Source organism: Cysteiniphilum sp. JM-1 (assembly GCF_008711525.1).
Lineage (GTDB): Bacteria > Pseudomonadota > Gammaproteobacteria > Francisellales > Francisellaceae > Caedibacter.
Map to the genome: position 1 here is coordinate 63727 of NZ_VXKS01000004.1, position 22400 is coordinate 86126.

The window sequence follows — 22400 nt, forward strand, 5'->3', positions numbered from 1 at the left end:
CATTAGAAGATATAAGAAATCCCCACTTGGAAAGTATTGACAGATAGTACTTTTGAGTTTGAGAAAAGGTGATCATATTCCAGATTTAAACCGATACCATTGGTAAATAGATAACCGACCTCGGCACCAATGCGCGGAGCAATGCTATTGCCGATACTGTTTGTCGCTTGACCAACCGGTGTTGATTGGCTGTTTTTAACATAAGCAACCCCTGCCTTGCCGGTGACATTAAATCCAGATTGGAATAGATATTTGGCTCTAAGCATCGCATTTATATCCCAGCTTTTATAATCCACTGAGTCTTTTGAAACTTTACCATCATAGTTATAACCAAACTCAAAACCAGCTAAGAAACCTTTGGTGAAATGCCAGTCATAACCGAGCTTTAAGCCACCTGAAGCTGAGTTACCTTTGCCACCAATATTGGACATCCCAACCGTGGCACCCATAAAGAATCCGGCAAATTCATAAGGCAAAATTCTTGGTGAAGGCGCGACTTTACTATAGTTAAACTGATCAGGGAAAGTCAAATCATAAATAAGCTTCTTCGTACGCGGGTTATAGATCTTAACATGCGTTGATGGCTGATTAATGACAACATAGCCTTGATCCCATGAAATAATCGGTGCATCGCCATCGCCCAACTGATCCACCAGAATCAATGGCATATTATTGCTTGTCACCGTTGGTGGAAATTTAATATAGGTTTTCCCTTGATCGACAAAGCCCAACATCGGTTTATAGGTCGAATCTGAAGAGACCGTTTTAACATCAAAATTAAAATTTGTCGAAGGGAGAGAGACATCATCAGCCAACGCCGCGCCCAAGCACGAAGTCATTAATAATGAAGTAACAATGCTTTTTTTCCACATAATTAAGATAGCTTCCATATCGCATAATTTTCTAGAGTATATACCCATCACAAACCATTTTACAGAATTTTTTGCTTTGTATTTTGCGTGCTTTTGGCAAGTTGAATTTTGACAATAGTCCTAGCTATTACCTGCAATCCAACTTGCCAAAATCTTCACAAACTATTTTGCAACTAGACACTGCAAAATGATCTATGATGGGTATGGACACAATAGATAATGAGCTCAAACGGATTATGCAGAATTTCTAGATTATTTAGTTTTATAAATTTGTTTTAATAGGCTTAAGCAGTACAACGAGGCAAGACCGATAATCACATAAGCGATTTTTTGCCACGTTGGTGAACTATGGAAAACGCTGGTAATAATATTGAAGTTAAAAACCGATGAAGTAAACCAGTTAAAGCCGCCGATAATCGTCAGCAACATCAGTAATGTGTTTAAAAAGCGCATAATATCTCCTTATGGCATTTATTAGTAAAAAACAAACAGGTTTTTGTTTTGAAAACAACCTAACCTGTTTGCGATTTTAGTTCAATTGATATATAAAAAACAGTGCTTCATTGCTTTAGCTGTAGAAGTTTATTGCGAATCCATCTTCAATCTTGCAAATAAATCATGCTCATTAGCAGCAAAAATCTCAACATTTACAAACACACCTTTGGCAATACCTTTGTGATCATTAACATCTTCAATAATGACAACACCATCAACTTCTGGCGCGTCGTATTGTGTGCGTGCCAATGCGATATTCTCATCATGACGGATCTCATCGATAATGACTTTCTGAATAGTTCCAACATGGCGTTGTAACCGTTTAGCGCTGATTTTTGATTGCACTGCCATAAAGCGTTCAAGGCGTTGTTGTTTAACCTCTTCTGACACAAGATTTGGCAAATCATTGGCTTTAGCGCCTTCAACTTCAGAATAAGTAAAGCAACCAACGCGATCAAGCTCCGCTTCTTCCAGAAAGTTTAATAGCGTCATAAAGTCTTCTTCGGTTTCCCCTGGAAAGCCGACGATAAATGTACTACGAATGGTAAGCTCTGGACAAATCGCACGCCAACGTTTGATGGCCTCAAGCGTGTTTGTCGCATTTGCAGGACGCTTCATCAGCTTTAAAATGCGTGGTGAGGCATGTTGAAAAGGAATATCCAAGTAGGGTGCAATTTTACCTTCAGCCATCAGTGAAATTACTTTATCAACATGCGGGTAAGGATAGACATAATGCATGCGAATCCAAACACCTAAGGTTGATAGGGCACGCGCTAAATCAATAAAACGACTCTGGTAAGTTTCATCATTCCATTTAGCCTCAGCATATTTGATATCAACACCATAGGCACTGGTATCTTGTGAGATAACTAGTAACTCTTTAACGCCTGCATTAACAAGACGTTTTGCTTCAAGCATCACATCATCAAGCTTTCGTGAGCTTAGCTTGCCACGAATATCGGGAATAATGCAGAAAGTGCAGCTGTTATTGCAGCCTTCAGAAATTTTAAGATAAGCATAGTGTCTTGGTGTTAATTTAATTCCCTGAGCAGGAACCAGTGAAGTAAAGGCATGATGTTCAATCGGCAGATTATCATGCACGGCTTTGACAAGATTTTCATAATCTTGAGGTCCTGAAATACCCAAAACATTGGGGTACTTCTCACGAATCATATCTGACTTTTTACCCAAGCAGCCCGTCACTAAGACTTTACCATTTTCATCAAGGGCTTCACCTATTGCCTCAAGCGACTCTTCAATAGCCGAGTTTAGAAAACCGCAGGTATTTACAACCACCAAATCAGCATGGCTATAATCGGCAGCTATCTCATAACCGTCGGTTTTTAATTTTGTAATAATACGTTCAGAATCAACTAAATTTTTAGGGCAGCCTAAGCTGACAAAGCCAATTTTTGGCATGGTTACCTGCATATAAATACCTTTAGGTTAATTTTACCTGCGGTATTGTAACTGGAATGGATTTTGATCAAAACAAATATTTTTAAAATATTTTGTATCAATCTCAGCATAGAGTAATTGCTCTCCCATTTCGATGCGTTGTGCAAGTTGTCCATTGTGATCGACAACCATACTATTGCCATGGAAAAGCAAATTGGCATCCTCATGAATGCCACTTTGATTGGCAGCAAGAATCATACTACTGTTTTCAAGCGCACGTGCTCTAAGAAGCGTCATCCAAGCATGCGCACCCATATCCTGAGTAAACGCCGCGCTCACTGCGAATATATCGGCACCTTGTTTCTTCAAATAGCGAAAAACTTCAGGCAAAAATAAATCATAAGTGGAAATTAGACCAATATTAGCAAATGGCGTTTTAATCACTTTAACCATTTCACCATACTCTTGATCTTGAAGTAAGCTGTGCGTCCATTGAAAGGCACAAGGCAAAGTGGGTGCCAAGTGATAATAGACTTCATACAAATCACCAGCGCTATTATAAACGACACTTGCTAAATAGTATTTTTCTTTGCTGTACTCAGACACAATGGGAATGCCGCTGGCGATAATCCAGATATTATTGTCACGGCTTAACTTCTGCAAATAATCTTGAATACGTCCTTCGCCTAAAATCTCTTTATTAATTTCATAGTCTGATGAGTTCATCGAAAACAGTGCGCAGCGATCAGGAAAGATAATCAGTTTGGCACCACTATCAGCTGCGCGCTCAATCATCCGTTTCAAGCAAAGCAAGTTAACGCCAACTGCCATGCATGCATTGATTTGAGCGATTGCAATCTTTGTCATCATATCCCTGCTGTCCTTAAAGCTATGGGGTTAGTATATAACTCAATCAAGCAACAATAAAGCAGTAGTTAAGCACGCATTAAGATATTTTTTTGTGAAAAAGTAAAAAAAGTAAAAAAGATAAAAAAGGGGGTTGCGTATTTTAATATGCTGCTATACTAAGGATAGGTAAGGTGTTAGCTGCGCTGGAAGCATAGGGCTAACGGCGGCGCAGGGCCATGCGGCTAACCAACAATAGGAGGATGCGCTATGACTACGTCAATCGATCAATTGTTTACCAAACAACAACGCATTCATTTCGACAGTTGCTGTCAGTATTTTGAATTAGCTTTATCTTATTTCGGCTATAACGTACAGGCGCAATGCTGTATTGATGACAAGAAAAAAGTTGTCCTTTATGCAGTGAATATCTTTTATCAAGGGCAACAACGTCAGGTGTTTACCGCATTGACGCTTGATGAATTCTACAAAAAAATGGAGTTAGTCTATCAGTTATACATGTACGCTAAAGACCATCAAACCGATCTTGATGAAGCCTTGGATTATTACCTTGACGAATATCAACAGTTTATTGCCGTTCAAGGTGAAATCGATGATTTACTTAACTGGCAAGATTTCATTGATGAAGAGCTCGGAAAAACCAATAGCTATAGTTACGATATGGTGCTAAGTAGTGAGAACAGAACGCTACATTAGAGTGTTGGCAATACATTAAATAACGTTAATATTTCAAGCAGGATCATCACGCCAGCGATTAGTAAAATAATACCAAGATAAGTTTTACTTAGGAGGTGGTTTTTATTTTGACGCGCACGAATAACCCAGGTCATTGCGGCAGGCAATCCAATTAATAAAATTGCAACAAAAATGCTGGCGTAGCCTAATGCCATAATGAAGCCCTGAGGATAAAAAACAGCAAATAAGAATGGAGGCAAGAACGTAATCACGAAAACAGCTATTTTATTGATATGTGTTGGTCTTTGCAGCCGATATGTATCACGGTTAAAATCAAACAGTCCCAAAGTGACACCCAAAAAGGAGGTGGTTATTGCAACTGATTCAAATAGATAGGCAAAGCTACCAATATGTGTACTGTGGTAGCTGCCAACAATCCCTGCCGAGGTATTGCCACTTTGAATGATGCTCTGGAAGCTTTCAGCACCATAGATAGGAATCGATCCAAGTGTGCATAATACCCATATAAGATAAATGACTAAGGGAATAAAACTGCCAAAAATAATGGCTTTACGTAAAGTTGCGCGATCAGAATTAAGATAACTGCGCAGTGTTGGAATGATATGATGAAAACCAAAGGAGGTGATTAAAATCGGGAATGTAATCCAGATAAAATTAAATGAACGTGTTTCAACATCAAGCAAAGTCTGCTGAATGCTTGGCACGATCGCAACAACAAAGGCAAAGAATGCCAGGAACTTAATAAGCATTAGCGCCTTGTTGGCATGATCAACGGCGCGCGTGCCAATATAGACAAAAAAACCAAGAATCAAAATAAAAAGCGCGCTATTTACTGCATCAGGTAAATATAGTCCCACTCTATTTAAGCCACTGGCAATAAGATTGCCACCACCTGCACTATAAGCAGCTGTTAATGAATAAAGTAATAATAGGTATGAAACCCATGTAATAAGCTGTCCCGCTTTACCTAAAGTCGCATGTGCCATACGGCTAAAGTTCGTCCCATTCGGCATGGCAAGATTAACTTCAGCTAACAGCAAGGCTGTGAGCATCATAACAAACCAAACAACAATCAATAGCAAACTTGCCAACCAAAAGCCGCAAGCAGCAACCGTAGCAGGAATAGCAAGCATCCCAGCGCCGACACTTGTGCCTGTGATAATCATAGCAGAGCCAAATCCGCGTGAAGATAACGACATAATTATTTCTAATGGATAATCTAAGGTTCAGGCATTGTAACGATGAATGAAAACTTCAGCAATGCTGTTAGTCAGTGATTAATTACTCGCGACAGAAACTGCAACGCCACTGGTGCTTAAACTACAACTTAAATCACCGCTGTCAGCAACCGTACAGTTAGAGACTGGAAACGAAAAGCTGATATTTGTTGTTGTGCTTGAGCTATTGGTGATTTGAGCATAAAGACGCGCCACTTGGTAATTCACAGCTGTCCCATTAAAAGTAAGGCTTGTTAATGAATAACTAGAGCTACCGCTCACCAGTTGATCACTGGTGATATTTGTCGTATTGCTTGACATGCTTAATGCCGAATTGCATGTCGTAAAATTGGAATTACAAAATTTAATTGAAGTGTACGTCGAGCTAGAGCCGCTTGAGTTACCAGTGATTTTAAGACTAACCGCATTACTGTCTGAGATGTTAGCAAAAGGATTAATAAACGCATTACCCTCTTTAGCAATGCCATAGCTGTAACTGCTATTGACTGAGCTAAAAGTCGCTTGGAACTTAGTGGATGTGCTAGGAAAGTATGATCCACCAGAATAGTTGTTGTAATTATTGCTATAAGGGTTGTTGTAATTGGATGAGCTACTACTTGTGCTGTCATTATTTTGACTTTTTGTTTGCGCATCATCATCTGCAGATTTGTCTTTGTTATTGTCAGTTGCTGCTTGAGCTAGCTGTTGCTGATTGTTATAGCGATCATTATACCCTTCTGGCATTGGCGCGCCACCTGGTAAGAAAATTGGGCTATTCATCGCCTCACGATCCATTGGTGAGGCTGTCTGCTCCGCTTTTTTAGGGACTACAGGAGTATCTTGTTGCCTTGATTTTTTAAGCGCTTGCACCTCACCTGTCAAACGATTAAGCGTTTGCTGATTTTGCATAAGAAGATCTTTAAGCAACGGCTTGATCGACAATGGATCATTTTTATCTAATGACTTGGATGAATCACCATTAGCAAATACGCCGTGGGTAATCGCTAGACTCAGCAACAAGATTAAATATTTTCTATTCATGGCAGCAATGCAGCAGATTTAAATTAAAAGTGATTGTATAAGAAAAACCCGACAGGTTAAAGTTTTGATGCCGATACACTTGTAAATAATAATGCAAACGATGAAACATAAATACTCTCAACAAAAGGATTATCCACTTTTTTGGTAAATTTTTTCACGCATAGCATCTGCTGTTTATGCAATGCAATCAAAGGCTTAAGCTGCTTTATTTGCGCCGCTGTCAGGTTTAAATTTTGTTTTAAAGTATGAATATATTGCATTAATTCATTCATTACTTGATGAAAGCTTTCTTTCGTAATTTGCGGTGTTAGCGTGCTATCCAAAATAATATTGCGTGAAAAATGTTTGCCGATCATCAATATGTGACGCAACAACTCATCGATGTGATTTAAAGTTTTGATTTGCTCTAGTTCATTAAACTGAAGTGCATGTGCTTTAAGTTTAGCAATGCCAAGGAAGCTCTCACTTAGATCCAATGAATCTTGATAATTACGCCCTTCAGCAATCGTTTGTAAGGCATAATCCAAGTCACTTGATAAACATTCTTGCAACGCATCAAACTCAAAACTCTGATACAAAACAGTTAGCAATGGATGGTCACGACGCTCCTTTAAATCGGTTAAAGCCTGTTGCCACCATTGTAGTTTTTGCAGACTAGGGTAGGGTTCTGAATATAGCTCAGATGCTTTAAGCCATTGATATTTTAACTGATCCAAGGCATAAAGAACTTTTGTCTTATCTTCCGAGCAATGGCGATAAGCATAATAATAAATAGATCCTGATTCTGGGTTTTTTTCGCTTAGACAAGCGTATAGATAATCCACTGGCGTAATTGCTCCAAGTTTGAAATTTTCAAATCATAGTCATCATCATTCATCGTATTTGCTTCATAACCATAATCCGCAAAAATGCGATAGCAATGTGCGTGTTTGGCAGCCAACATATCTGGCTTGGTATCCCCGATATAAGCTGCATGTTGCGGTATTTTATCAAGCGTTTTAAGCGCATGGATAATCGGCATAGGGTGTGGCTTTTTATAAGATAAATCATCCGCACAAATCACGATTTTAGCCTCCTGATATTGTGGTACTTTCGCAATCACAGCTTCAGTTAATTTACGCGTCTTACTGGTAACAATTCCCCAGCTAAGCTGTTGCTGATGTAAAGTATTCATTAACTCATGTGCGCCAACAAAGGAGTGTGTCATATCAGCGGCATGCTGTTGATAATGTACAAACGCATCATGCTTTAACGTATTCAATTGCTCACGAGTAAGCTGCTCATTAATTTTCTTTAGCAAAAATTCAACACCGCGACCAGCATGTTGCCTTAGTGTATCTGCGTTAAAGTCAATCTCTAGCTTATGCCGAATAAACGCATGCCTAATCGCATCAAAGATGCCATCGGATGAGTCAAGTAAGGTGCCGTCAAGATCAAATAACAACAAATCAAGTGGGTATTTAGGACTCCTTGGTAAATGCAGCGATGTAGTTAACATCAGCATTACCTCCTAAAGATAGGTTTTTAGTCAGGGGGTTATAATGCAAACCTTTGATTTTGGTGACTCGAAGACCATATTTTTTTGCAGCATTAATCAGCTCCAGTGGCTTAATATACTTACTGTATTCATGCGTGCCTTTAGGAATAAGTCCCATGACATATTCCGCCATGACAATGGATAATGCAAAAGATTTGAGATTGCGATTTAACGTTGAGAAAAACACCCAGCCACCTTCTTTACAGAGTTCTGCACATGAGCGAATCACACTCTCAGGATCAGGCACATGTTCAAGCATTTCCATACAGGTAACGATATCAAAGCTTTGCGGTTCATTTTGTGCGAGGTTTTCAACGGAATCTTTTAAATAACGAATAGAGAGATTTGACTCTAATAGATGAAGTTTGGCAACACTCAAAGAGGCTTCAGCAAGATCTAAGCCCGTAACATTTGCATTTTTCTGAGCCATTGCTTCTGTCAAAATGCCACCGCCAGAACCAATATCGGCAATACTTAATTGCGCCAAGTCGCCTGCACATTCTTCAATAAACTGCACACGCAAAGGATTGACTTGATGTAATGTGCGAAACTCACCATCCTCACACCACCATTGGTGCGCCAATGCACTAAATTTATTAATTTCAGCTTGATCAACATTCATGATAATTTATTGCTTCTATGTCGCTGTTTTAAAACTTATGCCATCATAACAAACCGCGCTATTGTTGCGATATAAAAAATTACCAAATCACCAAATAGCTTACAACGAGGAAATTAGCTATGTAGATGATAAAAAATAAAGTGGGATTCAATTACCCCTCACCCGCGCAGCTCACGCTGCACGACCTCTCCCGCATGGGGGAGAGGTAATCGTTGCTGCAACTTAATTTTTCGATTATTAGTATATATGAAATGTTCAGCTGATCGCTCGAAAAATAAATTATTAGCGCTATACTGGGAAAACGACACAGATAATGGTAGTTGATAGCGACAAGGATGACCGATTTTGAAGATATTTGAGAAACTCAAAAAAGCCAAAAAAGCTAAAAAAGCCAACAGAATGAGTGAAGCCCGCAAGGTTAATAAACTCATCGGTAAAAAAATATTTTGGCGTGTGTTGATCAGTACTATTATTTTGCTTACCCTCGCATCTTTAACCGTTTTTGTTTTGTCATTTTATCCTTTTTATCAACAAACACAGCGCACAATTAACCATTATTATGAAGAAGTATTAGACGGCTATAAAACAGAGATTCAATTGTCTTTATCAGAAGCGCGAAGCGTTGCATTACAGATAAGTAGCCGCACGCAAGCCGCATGGTTGACGGAAGAAATCGAGCGCAAATACCAATACGGTGATGCCATTATCGATGAGGTGAATGCCTTAAGGCAAATTTTGGCATCCGCCCTTGTCTCAAGTGCTGCTTTACAATCTATACAGCGTTTTGAAAGTAATGGACATTTATTGGTTGAAGTGGGCACCAAGCAACATCAACGATTTGATAAAAAAGCGCTTACATTTGCCATTGGCAATGATGGACTTACTGCAGTGCTAACCAGTCCAATTTATACACAAATTGGACAAGATCGAAAGATTATTGGTTATGATCGGCTCTATTTTGACTTAAGCAAGCTCTTGAATAAGTTTGAATCTGAAAGCCTGACACAAAAGCGTGACTTTTATTGGTTTATCAAGAGTGGTAGCTCGTGGCAAGCAATAAGCTCAGGTTTTGCCAACAATCTCACGACGTTGCCAAGCGAAGTATTAACGCAATTAAAAACGCAAGAACATTCCAATCTTTTGATCCAAGATAAAAAATACTATTTTGAGCGCATTAATGGACAACAAGTTTTAGCTTTAGGTGTAGATAAAAAAACAGTTGCTTCAAGCGTTTGGCGCAACTTATCACATATCCCACTAACAATCCTTGGATTTGTTATCATTTTTATCTTATTGATATACCTTTTGTTGCGTCCTATGCTCAATAAGGTCATGGTTGAGAACAATCAATTTTATCAATTATTGAACGAGGATGAGCATACTGCATTGCCAAGCCGCAGATACTTTGATACCGTGTTTGAAAAAATACTCATAGACGAATCCACCAACAATAAGAAGGTTGCCTTATTGCATATTGATATCGATCATTTTAAAAATATCAATGACAGCTTTGGCTACTATTTCGGTAATATTGTATTGCGTGAGATCGCCACACGTTTAAAGTCCAGTGTACGCAAAAGTGACTTTGTCGCACGTATTGGCGGTGACGAATTTGTCGTTGTCCTTAAAGATATTCGCACACTCGATGATGTTAAACTTGTGATCAATCACTTGTTTGCGGTTGTTCACCAGTCAATTTTAGTCAACGATTACCCGATTAGCCTTAAGGCAAGTATAGGTGCAGCAATATCGCCAGAGCATGCGAGTGATCGTGAGACATTAATGCAATATACCGATATGGCAATCAGAGATTGTAAAAAAGCCGGCGGCAATAGTTACTGTATCTTTAATGAAAATATTGGCGCACGTTATTTCCGTCAACTTGAGCTCGGTAAGCATTTAGCGAATGCGATAAAAAACAATGAATTTTACCTTATGTTTCAACCGATCATTCATTTGAATGATAAGCAACAAATGCATTTTGAAGTGTTGCTGCGTTGGCATAATCGTTATTTGGGCGAGGTCTCACCTGGTGAATTTATTCCTGTTGCTGAGGAGCTTAAGCTAATTGTTGAGCTAGGTGCTTGGGTTATTCGCCAAGCATTTTACCAACTTTATCAATGGCATGAAGATGAAACAATCATCCATAAACCAAGCATTTCAATCAATCTCTCCGCCGTACAAATCAATAACCCTTCGGTTTTATTGGCATTCTTAGAGCACTTAATGGCACAAATGACTATCCCCAGTGAGTATGTTACCTTTGAGGTCACCGAGACGGTGATTATGGAAAATTTAGACAATACATCGCAAGTGCTAAATACTCTTAAAAATATGGGTTTTAAAATATCCATTGATGATTTTGGTACGGGTTTTTGCTCGCTAAGCTATTTGATTCATGCACAGATTGATAACATTAAGATTGATAAAATTTTTATTGATGACATGTTAACCAATATCAACAGTAAGCTTATTGTTGAAAGCATTATCGATTTGAGTCATCGCTTAGGGAGTACTGTGGTTGCTGAAGGGGTTGAAACCATTGAGCAATATCAACTATTAAAGAAAGTGCACTGTGACTACATTCAAGGCTACTATTTCAGCGTGCCGTTGTCAGCCTATGATGCAACCCACTTTATCGAACACAAACCGCATCATCAATTGTTTTAATTCTCACTTAACAATGCTACGATAATTGCCTATATAAAAGCAGCTTTGGAAACCAGTAAATGGCAATCTCGCAGCAGGAATTAAAGCATATTCTCATGCTTTCAAAACTCAGCGCCAAGCCGGAAGAGTTGGCACAGTTTGAATATGATCTGAATAATATTTTTAATCTATTTGATAATCTTAAGTTGGTGGATACGCATGATATTAAACCAATGATTTCACCATTGTTAAGTCATTATCCAGCGCGTGAAGATGCGCCTCAAATGCAAAATCATACAGCCGACTTTGAGCGTATAGCACCTGAGTTTACTAATCAGCATTTCATTGTGCCAAAAGTGATTGAATAAGAGGAATTCTCGTGAGTATTTTAAAAACATTACGTCAAAAGCTTGATAACAAAAATATAAGTGCTGTTGAGTTAACAACAACGTATTTAAAAGAGATAAAACATAAAAACAACTCATTAAACGCCTTTATATCAGTCAATGAAACCAAGGCTTTAGCACATGCCAAAGAAATGGATGATTTAATTACCAAAGGCAAGGCAACACTGCTAACTGGAGTTCCTATCGCACACAAAGATAATCTGTGCACTGATATTCTGACCACCACTTGTGGCTCCAAGATATTAAGCAATTATCAATCCCCTTTTAATGCCACAGTAGTCGATAAGCTTAAAAATCAAGGCATGACACTGCTCGGTAAAACCAATATGGATGAGTTTGGTATGGGCTCAACCAATGAGCATAGTTTTTTTGGCGCGGTGAAAAATCCTTATGATTTAAACCACATCCCAGGCGGGTCATCTGGTGGCTCAGCCGCGGCAGTTGCCGCAGGGCTCACACCCTTTGCCACAGGCAGTGACACTGGTGGTTCGGTAAGGCAACCGGCAAGTTTTTGCGGTATCACGGGAATAAAACCAAGCTATGGCACGTTGTCACGCTATGGTTTAGTGGCGTATGCTTCATCCTTTGATCAGGTTGGCATATTGGCGCATTATGCTGAGGATTGCGCCTATTTACTGCAAGCGATGGCAGGTAAGGATGAGAAAGATGGCACAAGTATCGCAACCGATCCGGATTTTTTCACTAAATCACTACAGCAAGATTTGGCAAATCTGACCATTGGTGTTGATGGGCAGTTATTATCAAAGCTCTCAACTGAGGCACAAGCACTATTTCAAGAATGTATTGCCATTTATCAAAAGCAAGGTGCGAAGATTAAAGATATTCAACTACCTGATTTACAAGCTGCTGTGTCAAGCTATTATGTATTGGCACCGGCTGAAGCTGCCACGAACTTAGCACGCTTTGATGGAGTGCGTTATGGCTATCGCAGTCAGCATGCAAATACGTTAGATGAATTGTACATTAATAGTCGCACAGAAGGGTTTGGTGCCGAGGTCAAACGCCGCATTGTCATTGGCAACTACGTATTAGCCGCGAGTCAATACGATGCCTACTATCACAAAGCCCAACAGGTGCGCGCCAAATTAAAGCAAGATCTTGATATGATCTATCAAAGTGTTGATATGATTTTACTGCCAACAGCCGCAACGACTGCACCCAAACTTGGCGCACAAAAAGATCCTGTAACGACTTATTTGTCGGACATGTATACATTAATTGCCAATTTAACAGGGGCGCCTGCAATTTCATTTCCTATTGGACGAATTGCGCATATGCCGTTTGGCGCACAATTGATGGCAAATAATTTCCAAGATCATTTATTATTGCAAGCAGTCTGTGCATTTCAGCGTCAGACTACCTTTCACCTACCACAGCAATTATTACAAGGAGTCGGTGCATGAGTTATGAAATGGTCATTGGACTTGAGGTGCATGTCCAACTTAAAACACAAGCCAAAATCTTCTCAAATGCGGCGACCCTTTATGGTCAAGAGCCTAATACACAGGTGAGTTTTATTGACATTGCCTTACCAGGAACGCTGCCCGTTGTTAATAAGCAAGCCATCGATATGGCAGTGATGTTTGGTCTAGCGGTTGATGCAACAATTTCAAAAAACAGCTTTTTCGCGCGCAAGAATTATTTCTATCCAGACTTGCCCAAAGGCTATCAAATCAGTCAATCCAATAATCCAATTGTGCAAAACGGTCAGCTTGAGATTGCAACAAATAAGGGTATTAAAACCATTCGCATTGAACGCGCCCACCTTGAGGAAGATGCGGGTAAATCAGTGCATGATTTTATTGGCGATCAAACCGGTTTAGATTATAACCGTGCCGGCACACCACTATTGGAAATTGTGACACATCCTGATTTTCGTAGTGCCGAGGAGGTGATTTGTTATCTTAAAGACCTTCATCAACTGGTGCAGCATCTCGGGATTTGTGATGGCAATATGCAAGAAGGATCATTTCGCTGTGATGTTAATTTATCAATTCGCAAACCCGGTGAGGATCTTGGCACAAGAGCTGAGCTTAAGAATATCAACTCATTTCGTTTTATTGAAAGTGCCATTCATTATGAGTATCAGCGTCAAGTCAATGTCCTTGACAAAGGTGGCGTAATCACGCAAGAAACAAGGCTTTATGATCCAGATAATAATGAAACGCGAAGTATGCGCAGTAAGGAAAATGCCTTTGATTATCGTTATTTCCCTGATCCTGACTTATTGCCCATTATCTTATCTAATGAAGAAATTGAAAGCATACATGCACAGATGCCACCATTGCCAAAAGTGCGCCGTGAAACCTATGCCAAGGCGCTTAATGCTGATGAGGTCAATTTTCTAATGGATAACCCGACAGTCGCGGATTACTATGATACATTAACAAAAAGCATTCCGGCAAAAACCGCATATAACTGGGTTGCTGTTGAGTTGCAAGCCGTGTTTAATCGTGCGCAAAGCACATTTGATGCCAGATATGTGCCTGTTCATGTATTACTTGAGCTAATTGCATGCGTTGATAAGGATGAGATTTCTTTAAAATCGGCTAAAGCTGTATTGCAACACTATTATGATCAGCCGCAAGCGATACAAAGCATTATTGATCAATTAGGCGTGCGCCAAAGCAATGATCTTGGATTCGTTGAAAGCTTAGTTGATGAGATACTCGCGCAAAACCCACAACAAGTGCAAGATTACCATGCCGGAAACAAGAAACTCTTGAGCTTCTTTGTCGGTCAGATTATGAAGAACAGCAAAGGCAAAGCAAACCCTAAGCAGGTGAATGAAATATTGAATAAGAAGTTGAATGGATAACTTCCGTATTTAAGGATATAAATGTGCGTATAAAACACTGGATACTATTGATCTTAATCATCGTTTTATTTGTGGCATTGGTGCTATGATGCGTATTTTTTCTAAACTCATCCTACTTGTGATTTGTATTGTATTAGGAGCTAGTGGTGCTTGGTTTTATCAGCATTATAATACGAGTAATAATGCAAAGTTTTACCCAAGTGTCACCCAAGTCAAAACGATTAGCCAACTGGCGAGTCTGAGATTAGAACTTAGCCAGATTGAACAGTTTGAAGATAAAGGCTGGTTTGTTGATACTCGAGCATCTTATTATATTTATGCTTCGGTTTTATTGGGTGTTGATCTTGAACATCTACAAATAAATATCGATAAAACCCGCAAAATACTAACAATCAAACTACCTTTACCAACTGTATTGAGTATTGACATTAACCATCAACGCTCGCACTTGATCACCAAACAAGACTACACCTTTGGTGTCATTCCGCGTTTAGGGGTGATCAATACCGATCCTAAAGACCAAGTGCCGGATAAAGCCTATTTACTTGCGCAGCAATCAATGCGCCATTTGGCAATGAGTGATCAATATATCGCACAAGCGCAGACGCAAATCGCACAAATATTGAAGGATATGTATCAGCCATTTAATTGGCGGGTCGATATCACTTGGTGTCGAGGTAATATATGCTAATAAAACAAAGGCTCGTCAAACATCAAATTATCAAAACATTTATCATTTATGTCATTTTATATGGCTTGATTGCCGCATTAAGCGCGTGGATACCTTTTATGGGCTTTGGCGTGTTGCTTGGTGGTATCTCAATTGCAATCGCAGCAATTGTTGTAGCCACCTTGCGTGTTATTGATCACTATCATGCTAAAGACTATAGGATTGGAGTCAGGAAATTTGCTATTGCCATTGTGATCTTGGTGTTAATTGATGTTATATACACCCTGATTGTTACCATAAATTGGAGTTAATTTATAATGGACAAACAAACGATATTAATTACCGGCTGCTCACATGGCGGCATCGGTTATGCCACGGCGAAATACTTAAAAACACAAGGTTATCGTGTTTTTGCCTCCGCCAGAAAGCCAGAGGACGTTGAAAAACTCACTGCTGAAGGTTTTGAAACTTACTTGATTGATGTATTAGATGATGCGCAAATAGATGCAGCATTGGCTGACATTCTGCACAAAAGCGGCGGAACATTAGATGTGTTATTTAATAATGCCGGTTTTTCACAAGCAGGTGCCCTAGAGGATATTCCGACAAAACACGTCAAAGAGCAGTTTGATACGAATTTTTTTGCGCTTCACAATCTCACATGCAAGGCACTCAAAATTATGCGTAAGCAAGCTCATGGTAAGATTATTCAGCATGGCTCTGTCTTGGGATTAGTATCACTTAAATATCGAGGTGCTTATAATGCTAGCAAATATGCCATTGAAGGCTTGGTCGATACAATGCGTCAAGAATTAAGAGGTTCTAACATCCATATGACGATACTTAACACCGGACCGGTAACCAGTAAAATCCGAGAAAATTCGATGAAAACCGTTAAAAATATTGAGCTTAAAAATTCGGTGCATTTAAGTGACTATAAAAAACTGATGTCAGGTAACCATAAACCCGTACCATTTAACGAGGAAGCAATCGCTGTAGCCAAGGTTGTTGAGAAAATTCTTAAAGCAAAAAATCCCGCACCGCGCTATAGCATCACCAAGTTTACTAGTATTGCTAAACTCTTAAAATGGATGTTATCTAGTCGCGCACTTGAGCGTGTCTTAAGCAGATATTAATAAAGGAATACCATCAATGTCACCACAACGCGCTTTTTTGCTTAACTGTATACGTCACCCGAGTATTTTATATTTCTGTATTTTGCCGGTATATGTCCCTATTCGCGCATTAGCAGAAAGCATCTCCAGCTTTAACCAAGTTTTTAAAGATGACTTTGAACGTCTATATTTCTTCTCGGATATGCTGATTATTGGTGCGATTTTAGGACTCATTACTTGGCTTACCGTCATCCTGACTGAAAAACTTATCAAAGACGTCAAACAAAAATCAGACGCGCTGACAATGGTTGGTTTCTTCTGCCCATTTTTATTGATGTTAACCACCTATATTTTACTCTCCGGACGCTTTGGCGGTGGTACTTTGTACATGACGATGGGGGTACATTTCTTTTTACTATCGTATCTTGGCAATCAAGTCGTATTACATACTAAACGTTATCAACTTGTCGCAGAAAACTCACTTTCCAATGAGATCAAAAATAACCTAATGTCATTTATCGTCAACACCCTTGGCATTATCGTCACCATCTTGTTTGTTGGCTTTTCCTTTTTAAATCTGCTGTTACCTTTTACTTTGGCAACTTCAATTTGCGGCGCTATTTTTTATTACTTCCGTTTTGTGCGTGGCATTGAGTCCTTCAACATACAGGTGTTTTTAAAATGCTTATTATCCTTTGCCATAGGCGCATTATTAGCACTGTTGTGTGGTGCATTAATGTATCGTTGGCATAATATCGCTGACGCACTTGTCATTGTCATTATTGCTTTTCTAAGTATTGCCATTGCGATCAAAACCAAGCCACGCTATGTCATGCTCTGTATCAATGGCGCAAGTCAATACAGCATCGTTGTTTATGTGCTGATGTCATCGGTACTGTTGTTTTTATTCAACAATCAACTTGCACAAATCTATCAGGCGGTTTATCCATTAGAGCCTGTGTTTTCATTAATTGTCGTAATCATTGGCTTGCGTCTTATTTTGCGTAAGAAAAGCCAAACGACTGATGCAGCCATCCGCCAGAATATCTTTTTATTTGGTATGTTGATGTTGCCGCTATTGTGGTGCTTTTACACCATTGGCTCTGCCAATATAGCTTGGGTGTTGCTTGCCGTTATTGTATTTTTTGTTATTTATGCAATTGTTGAATATGTTGTGATGTTTAACCTAAGACAAATCATCTTTACCAATCAATATTCAAACCAAACAAATACCCTATTAAGCACATACCTTAATATCTTGTATCAAGGGTTTATTCCGGTGATTTATTTAAGTATTACCTCATTGCTACATCGCTACTCAATGATGGCTTTTAAAGAGGTATTGTTGTCTAGTTTGCTTATTCTTGTGCTATTGGTGATCATCTTTAATTTCATCACACAGCTATCTTTACGAAAGTGCTAATGCATGCGTTGACAATAGGCTTGATTTAGCCAGAATGAAATTGCTCTTAAAAATCTAAGGAATATTTATGAAAGAAGTCGTACAAACCAATAACGCACCACAAGCGATAGGTCCATATGTACAAGCAGTTAAGATCAATGGCATGCTCTATACCTCAGGACAAATTGCCTTAAATGCAAAAGGCGAATTAGTTCAAGGCGATATTAAAGTGCAAGCAAAACAAGTCATGCAAAACTTAAAAGCCGTTGTCGAAGCTGCCGGAAGTAGCATGGATAAACTGATCAAGACCACTTGTTTTATTAAAAACATGGATAACTTTGCTGCTTTTAATGAAGTTTATGCCTCATTTTTTCAAGGGATAACCCCACCAGCACGTTCATGTGTTGAAGTCGCACGCTTACCCAAAGATGTGTTAATTGAAGTTGAAGCAATTGCTGAGATTTAATCATTCGACTTTGTTTTTACCTCACTCAAGCCACCTAATATTCAATTAAAATCGCCCATATCTAGAATGCATTACAATCAATACCACGTATTTATTACGCGTCACTTGCTATTTGTTATACTCTATACTGCTCATGGAAAAATCAAGATAGGATATAGATATGCTAAATACGACGCTACAACCAAAATCACTTGCCCTAAGCATTCTCTTAAGCTTAGGTGCTTTTAGTTATGCAATGAGTACCCCGCAGCCAATTGACTGCATTAGCGCCAACATCAACATCGATCAACCCAATGTAACTGCATATTACAAAGCAGTTAAGATTCAATTTACCAATCACTGTGGTAAGCCAGTTAATCTCAAAAATGCGTTGGTACAATTTCAAGCTAATAGCACGGTACAAAATGTTTGGGGCACTTGGAATTTCGTAAACTCCGATTCAAATCCACCAAGTAATCACAACGGCTTAGTAAGTTTTACTATCGCTAAGAATAAAAATGAAAGCTTAAATATTAATCAATCATTTTCTGTTCAGTTTGGATTAAATTTCCCATTAGCCGAAATAGCTAAAATCACTGATGCACAGGTTTTTAGCAATGATGCCCCAGTAAGTGAAAATGGGAAAATACAGTTTACCTTTAAATCCAACGCCCAACTTCAAGGAACATCCAAAGTGACGCTTAGCCGTGCTGGGGAGCTGATCAAAACGCTAAATAATAGCAATTGGACAGCCGATCAAACCAGCTTAATTGATCATCTAGATTATGGTGACTACACTTTGAATGCCAACAAAATTGGCAATTGCACTGCAGTATTTTCACCAAGCAATGCGTTAAACATTAATAGTGACAATATCAACTCGCTAAGTTTAAGTTATCAATGTACAACGCCTAGCGAACAAGGAAGCATCAAAGTTTCTCTACCGCCAGCTCCTTTAAGTGGCATAGGTAGTGATACAACAGTAACGCTTACACACGATGGACAAGCACAAACTAAAGCACTTAACTGGAATAGCAATTATACTTTTCAATCGCTAAGTTATGGTGATTATACCTTACAATTTCAGTCCGTTAGCGATGGTAAAAATGTTGCCAATGCCGCTGATCAAAACATCAATATCAGCCAAGATCAAAAGCAGGTTAGCGTGACACCTCATTACCAAGTTTCGCCACTTGTTACAGTCATTACACCTTTTACGGTTACTAGCGATCATGAAACCACCTTAGAACTCACGCTCAAAGATAATAACTACAAAACGACGTTCAATTTCACGCGTCAAATCCCATCAGGCAACTCCACACAAACCCTTGAGCTTCCTGCCAATGACAGTTTTACTTTGTCAGTTAATGCTGCAAGTGGTACTGCTAGCACCGATAAAACCCAGTTCAATACCTCTTCAGGCACCCAACAAAATGCCTTTAATGTCAATATTGTCAATCAACAGTCAAACTACGGGAAACTCACCTATCACGTTGGTTTCCCAGTGAGTGATTATGCGCATAGTGCAGAATCAATTGAGCTTAGTGATCCTAAATTTGCACCACTGATATTATCTAATTACGTTGCCGGAGAGTTGCTAAATTATATGATAAAAGCACATTACCCACAGTGGTCTGTCGATAAGGATTATATTGCAGGATCTTTATTTGCACAGCTTCTACAGGAGAATATCAGTACTAGTAACTATCCCGGTGGATTGTTTATCAATAATGAAACAGCGAGAAAACAATTACTTAATGCAGGTCAAGGTGGCCCATATCAACTCAATGACTACTCTAAGCGCCTACCAAGCGTTGATGTCCCCGGATCCCTTGGGCTCATTAACTATACAGTTCTACAGAAATCTTTAGGCTATAGTATTGCATCACAAGACAATGGTACGCAAACTGGCTCAACAGGACCTGAAACACTCGATAATATCTATTTTGGTCCACTTGCAGCGGCTTATTTTCATTTAAATGATATAAATCGCATTGAGGTCAATAACAGCACAACGTGGGGACCACAGGCACATAGCTGGAGCAAATGTGTACAAGCATTAAATGCCAATCAATTTGCCTATTTTGATATGATTCTTAATGCCGCATATAATGCGGGGACTTACTCCGATATTCTAGGCACACTCATTGATCTTTGTGCGTATCCACAAGAATTAAGTCAATATTTGCCAAATCTAGCAAACTTCAGCTTAAATGACAGCGCATATATCAATGCTTTCCAACTACCTACGCTAGCAGATGGCTACAAACCAAAGAGCTTACCACAGTGGTATAAGGGCACGACATTCATTCTATATCCACGACAAGTGCAATACTACATTGATCAACTAACTAACAATAATCAAACGCTGGCACAATATGGCTTACAGGTGAATAACTCTTTCGCTTTTAGCATTGCACAATTACAAAAAGTCTTTGCGGAAAGTATGCACACATTAGCTTATGGTCAAACGGCAAGTAACTATCAATTTATCAGCATTGACAGCGCCAATGCAGCATTTGCAAAAAGTATGGAGCAAAATGGGCTATCAAGTGGCATAATTCTGAACTTAAACAACAGTAATGATCGCAAAGAAATGTATCAGCTGCTGAATGATGCTTTTGCCTCATTAGAGCAAACGCTAGGATTTAAGTTTAACGCCACAACAGAAGAAAACTTTAACCAAGTGTCATAATCCGCCCGCTATATGGTGATCTATAACCAAGTTGCAGCAGCCAATACCTCTCCCCTTGTGGGATTGCTCGTTCAGCTTAAGCTTAAGCTGCACGGGCGAGAGGGAATTAAAGCACGACTTACTCTTGATTCATGACTACCCATGCAGATTTGCCATTAAAATAATCTGCTTGCGTGCCAGCCATATGCCAAAGGTGACAATGCAGCCAAGAATAAAACTTAATAAAAACAACATCTCCCAACCGTAGCCTGCTTGAACATTGCCCGCTAATGGCCCTACTAATACACGTCCTAATGAGTCAATCGAGCTTAATACTGCAAACTGTGTCGCTGAGAAGCTTTTATTGACAAGGCTCATAATCATTGCCACTAATACGGCAGTACCCATTGCACCAACCATATATTCAACCGCAACGGAGATTACCATTAAATAATAATTCTTCCCTTCAAATGCTAACCACATATACATTAAGTTTGCCGCTGCCATCATAAAGCTAAATAGTAAAAACGTACGAAACAAACCAAATCCTTTGGCTAACATACCACCCAATACTAGACCAATAAAGGTAAATATTAAGGCATTGGTTTTATACGATACGGCAATCGTGACTTTATCAAAGCCAAGTTCAGCAAAGAAAACGGTATTAAGTGAAAATGCCAACGCATCACTAAACTTGTAGAAAACAATAATCAACAGCATAACAACAGCTACCGCAAAGCCGCGACGCGTAAAGAAATCATAAAATGGTAAAACAACCGCATCAGCAAAAGTTTTCGGGCGATTATCCACTGTGGTTTCCCGCGCTAGAAAGGTGCCGATCATTGCCACTGCAAAAAATGGAATCAATGCAAAAATACCGGTTTGCCAGTTATTATCAAAGTATTTAACCATGATTAATAGAAAGGCACCTGTGACCATCATTGCCACGCGATAACCTAATACTGAAATAGAACTACCTAATGCCCGTTCATCCTCATCTAACACTTCTGTTTGATAGGCATTAATCGCAATATCTTGCGTTGCCGAGAAAAAGCAAATTGCCAAGGCAATACCGGCGATAATTAACGGTGATTGCGCAGGTGAGAATTGACTCAATAAAAACACACAGACAATTAATAATAGCTGCATTAATAAAATCCAGCCCTTGCGTCTGCCAAAGTATTTAAAGCTTATGCGATCAATCACCGGTGACCATAGATATTTTACTGTATACGGCAATGCCACTAGTGTTAATAAGCCAATATCTTGAATGCTAACCCCTGCTTCGTGATACCAATAGGTTAATGATGATGCCGTAAGCATCAAGGGCAAGCCTGACGAGTAGCCTAAAATAAACATCACCAGCATTTTGCGACTTTTAAATAACCCGGCAATGCTGTCTATGGTTGCCGCTTTTAACTGTTGTGAAAAACCGCTCATTGTTATCCCTCCAA

General features: G+C 39.3%; 21 protein-coding genes. 11 read left to right on the top strand and 10 right to left on the bottom strand.

Annotated features, from left to right (window positions below; translation table 11 throughout):
- Nucleotides 1-2: 2 nt before the first annotated feature.
- From F3D68_RS02620 to F3D68_RS02635, 4 genes are all read right to left on the bottom strand, one after another.
- Nucleotides 3-872: a porin family protein gene (locus F3D68_RS02620; RefSeq protein WP_191092671.1), complete on the bottom strand. Its 870-nt coding sequence runs from the start codon at nt 870-872 to the stop codon at nt 3-5.
- A gap of 252 nt (nt 873-1124) precedes the next feature.
- Nucleotides 1125-1325, bottom strand: coding sequence for a DUF378 domain-containing protein (locus F3D68_RS02625; protein ID WP_117001456.1), 201 nt, complete (start codon nt 1323-1325; stop codon nt 1125-1127).
- 129 nt (nt 1326-1454) lie between these two features.
- A complete protein-coding gene (gene rimO, locus F3D68_RS02630; protein ID WP_151192941.1) occupies nt 1455-2798 on the bottom strand; it encodes a 30S ribosomal protein S12 methylthiotransferase RimO in 1344 nt (447 codons plus the stop codon).
- Nucleotides 2799-2819: 21 nt separating this feature from the next.
- Nucleotides 2820-3635, bottom strand: a complete 816-nt coding sequence (locus F3D68_RS02635; RefSeq protein WP_151192942.1) for a carbon-nitrogen hydrolase family protein — start codon at nt 3633-3635, stop codon at nt 2820-2822.
- A gap of 246 nt (nt 3636-3881) precedes the next feature.
- On the opposite strand from F3D68_RS02635, the gene F3D68_RS02640 reads away from it, so the two are divergent.
- The gene (locus F3D68_RS02640; protein ID WP_117001459.1) at nt 3882-4328 is read left to right on the top strand and encodes a hypothetical protein; all 447 of its coding nucleotides are present in this window, start codon (nt 3882-3884) and stop codon (nt 4326-4328) included.
- Here F3D68_RS02640 and F3D68_RS02645 read toward each other — a convergent pair.
- The 5 genes from F3D68_RS02645 to ubiG all read right to left on the bottom strand — a co-directional run bounded on the left by F3D68_RS02645 (nt 4325) and on the right by ubiG (nt 8748).
- Nucleotides 4325-5527 carry an amino acid permease gene (locus F3D68_RS02645; protein WP_151192943.1) on the bottom strand — a complete coding sequence of 401 codons (1203 nt, stop codon included), beginning with the start codon at nt 5525-5527 and terminating at the stop codon, nt 4325-4327. The genes F3D68_RS02640 and F3D68_RS02645 overlap by 4 nt on opposite strands.
- Nucleotides 5528-5605: 78 nt before the next feature.
- Nucleotides 5606-6586: a hypothetical protein gene (locus F3D68_RS02650; protein WP_151192944.1), complete on the bottom strand. Its 981-nt coding sequence runs from the start codon at nt 6584-6586 to the stop codon at nt 5606-5608.
- Nucleotides 6587-6642: 56 nt separating this feature from the next.
- Nucleotides 6643-7410, bottom strand: a complete 768-nt coding sequence (locus tag F3D68_RS02655) for a hypothetical protein (protein WP_151192945.1) — start codon at nt 7408-7410, stop codon at nt 6643-6645.
- Nucleotides 7386-8084 carry an HAD family hydrolase gene (locus tag F3D68_RS02660; protein WP_191092672.1) on the bottom strand — a complete coding sequence of 233 codons (699 nt, stop codon included), beginning with the start codon at nt 8082-8084 and terminating at the stop codon, nt 7386-7388. The genes F3D68_RS02655 and F3D68_RS02660 overlap by 25 nt, the downstream gene beginning before the upstream one ends.
- Nucleotides 8047-8748: a bifunctional 2-polyprenyl-6-hydroxyphenol methylase/3-demethylubiquinol 3-O-methyltransferase UbiG gene (gene ubiG / locus F3D68_RS02665; protein ID WP_151192947.1), complete on the bottom strand. Its 702-nt coding sequence runs from the start codon at nt 8746-8748 to the stop codon at nt 8047-8049. Before ubiG ends, F3D68_RS02660 begins: the two co-directional genes overlap by 38 nt.
- A gap of 342 nt (nt 8749-9090) precedes the next feature.
- Between ubiG and F3D68_RS02670 the strand changes: the two genes are divergently transcribed.
- From F3D68_RS02670 to F3D68_RS02715, 10 genes are all read left to right on the top strand, one after another.
- Nucleotides 9091-11415 (top strand): putative bifunctional diguanylate cyclase/phosphodiesterase, encoded by a 2325-nt coding sequence (locus F3D68_RS02670; protein ID WP_151192948.1) that lies wholly within the window; start codon nt 9091-9093, stop codon nt 11413-11415.
- A gap of 59 nt (nt 11416-11474) precedes the next feature.
- On the top strand, nt 11475-11762 hold the full coding sequence (gene gatC, locus F3D68_RS02675) for an Asp-tRNA(Asn)/Glu-tRNA(Gln) amidotransferase subunit GatC (protein ID WP_151192949.1): 288 nt from the start codon (nt 11475-11477) through the stop codon (nt 11760-11762).
- An 11-nt stretch (nt 11763-11773) separates the two neighbouring features.
- Nucleotides 11774-13225: an Asp-tRNA(Asn)/Glu-tRNA(Gln) amidotransferase subunit GatA gene (gene gatA, locus F3D68_RS02680; RefSeq protein ID WP_151192950.1), complete on the top strand. Its 1452-nt coding sequence runs from the start codon at nt 11774-11776 to the stop codon at nt 13223-13225.
- A complete protein-coding gene (gene gatB, locus F3D68_RS02685; RefSeq protein WP_151192951.1) occupies nt 13222-14640 on the top strand; it encodes an Asp-tRNA(Asn)/Glu-tRNA(Gln) amidotransferase subunit GatB in 1419 nt (472 codons plus the stop codon). The genes gatA and gatB overlap by 4 nt, the downstream gene beginning before the upstream one ends.
- An 85-nt stretch (nt 14641-14725) precedes the next feature.
- On the top strand, nt 14726-15331 hold the full coding sequence (locus tag F3D68_RS02690) for a DUF4230 domain-containing protein (RefSeq protein ID WP_151192952.1): 606 nt from the start codon (nt 14726-14728) through the stop codon (nt 15329-15331).
- Nucleotides 15325-15621, top strand: coding sequence for a hypothetical protein (locus tag F3D68_RS02695; RefSeq protein ID WP_151192953.1), 297 nt, complete (start codon nt 15325-15327; stop codon nt 15619-15621). The genes F3D68_RS02690 and F3D68_RS02695 overlap by 7 nt, the downstream gene beginning before the upstream one ends.
- Nucleotides 15622-15627: 6 nt before the next feature.
- Complete coding sequence (locus F3D68_RS02700; RefSeq protein ID WP_151192954.1) at nt 15628-16446, top strand: SDR family NAD(P)-dependent oxidoreductase; 819 nt, start codon at nt 15628-15630, stop codon at nt 16444-16446.
- Between the two features lie 16 nt (nt 16447-16462).
- Nucleotides 16463-17848, top strand: coding sequence for a hypothetical protein (locus tag F3D68_RS02705; protein WP_151192955.1), 1386 nt, complete (start codon nt 16463-16465; stop codon nt 17846-17848).
- A gap of 67 nt (nt 17849-17915) precedes the next feature.
- On the top strand, nt 17916-18293 hold the full coding sequence (locus tag F3D68_RS02710) for a RidA family protein (RefSeq protein ID WP_151192956.1): 378 nt from the start codon (nt 17916-17918) through the stop codon (nt 18291-18293).
- 160 nt (nt 18294-18453) lie between these two features.
- Nucleotides 18454-20967 (top strand): hypothetical protein, encoded by a 2514-nt coding sequence (locus tag F3D68_RS02715; protein ID WP_151192957.1) that lies wholly within the window; start codon nt 18454-18456, stop codon nt 20965-20967.
- Nucleotides 20968-21102: 135 nt separating this feature from the next.
- Here F3D68_RS02715 and F3D68_RS02720 read toward each other — a convergent pair whose 3' ends face one another.
- Nucleotides 21103-22386: an AmpG family muropeptide MFS transporter gene (locus F3D68_RS02720; protein WP_224728211.1), complete on the bottom strand. Its 1284-nt coding sequence runs from the start codon at nt 22384-22386 to the stop codon at nt 21103-21105.
- Nucleotides 22387-22400: the final 14 nt, after the last annotated feature.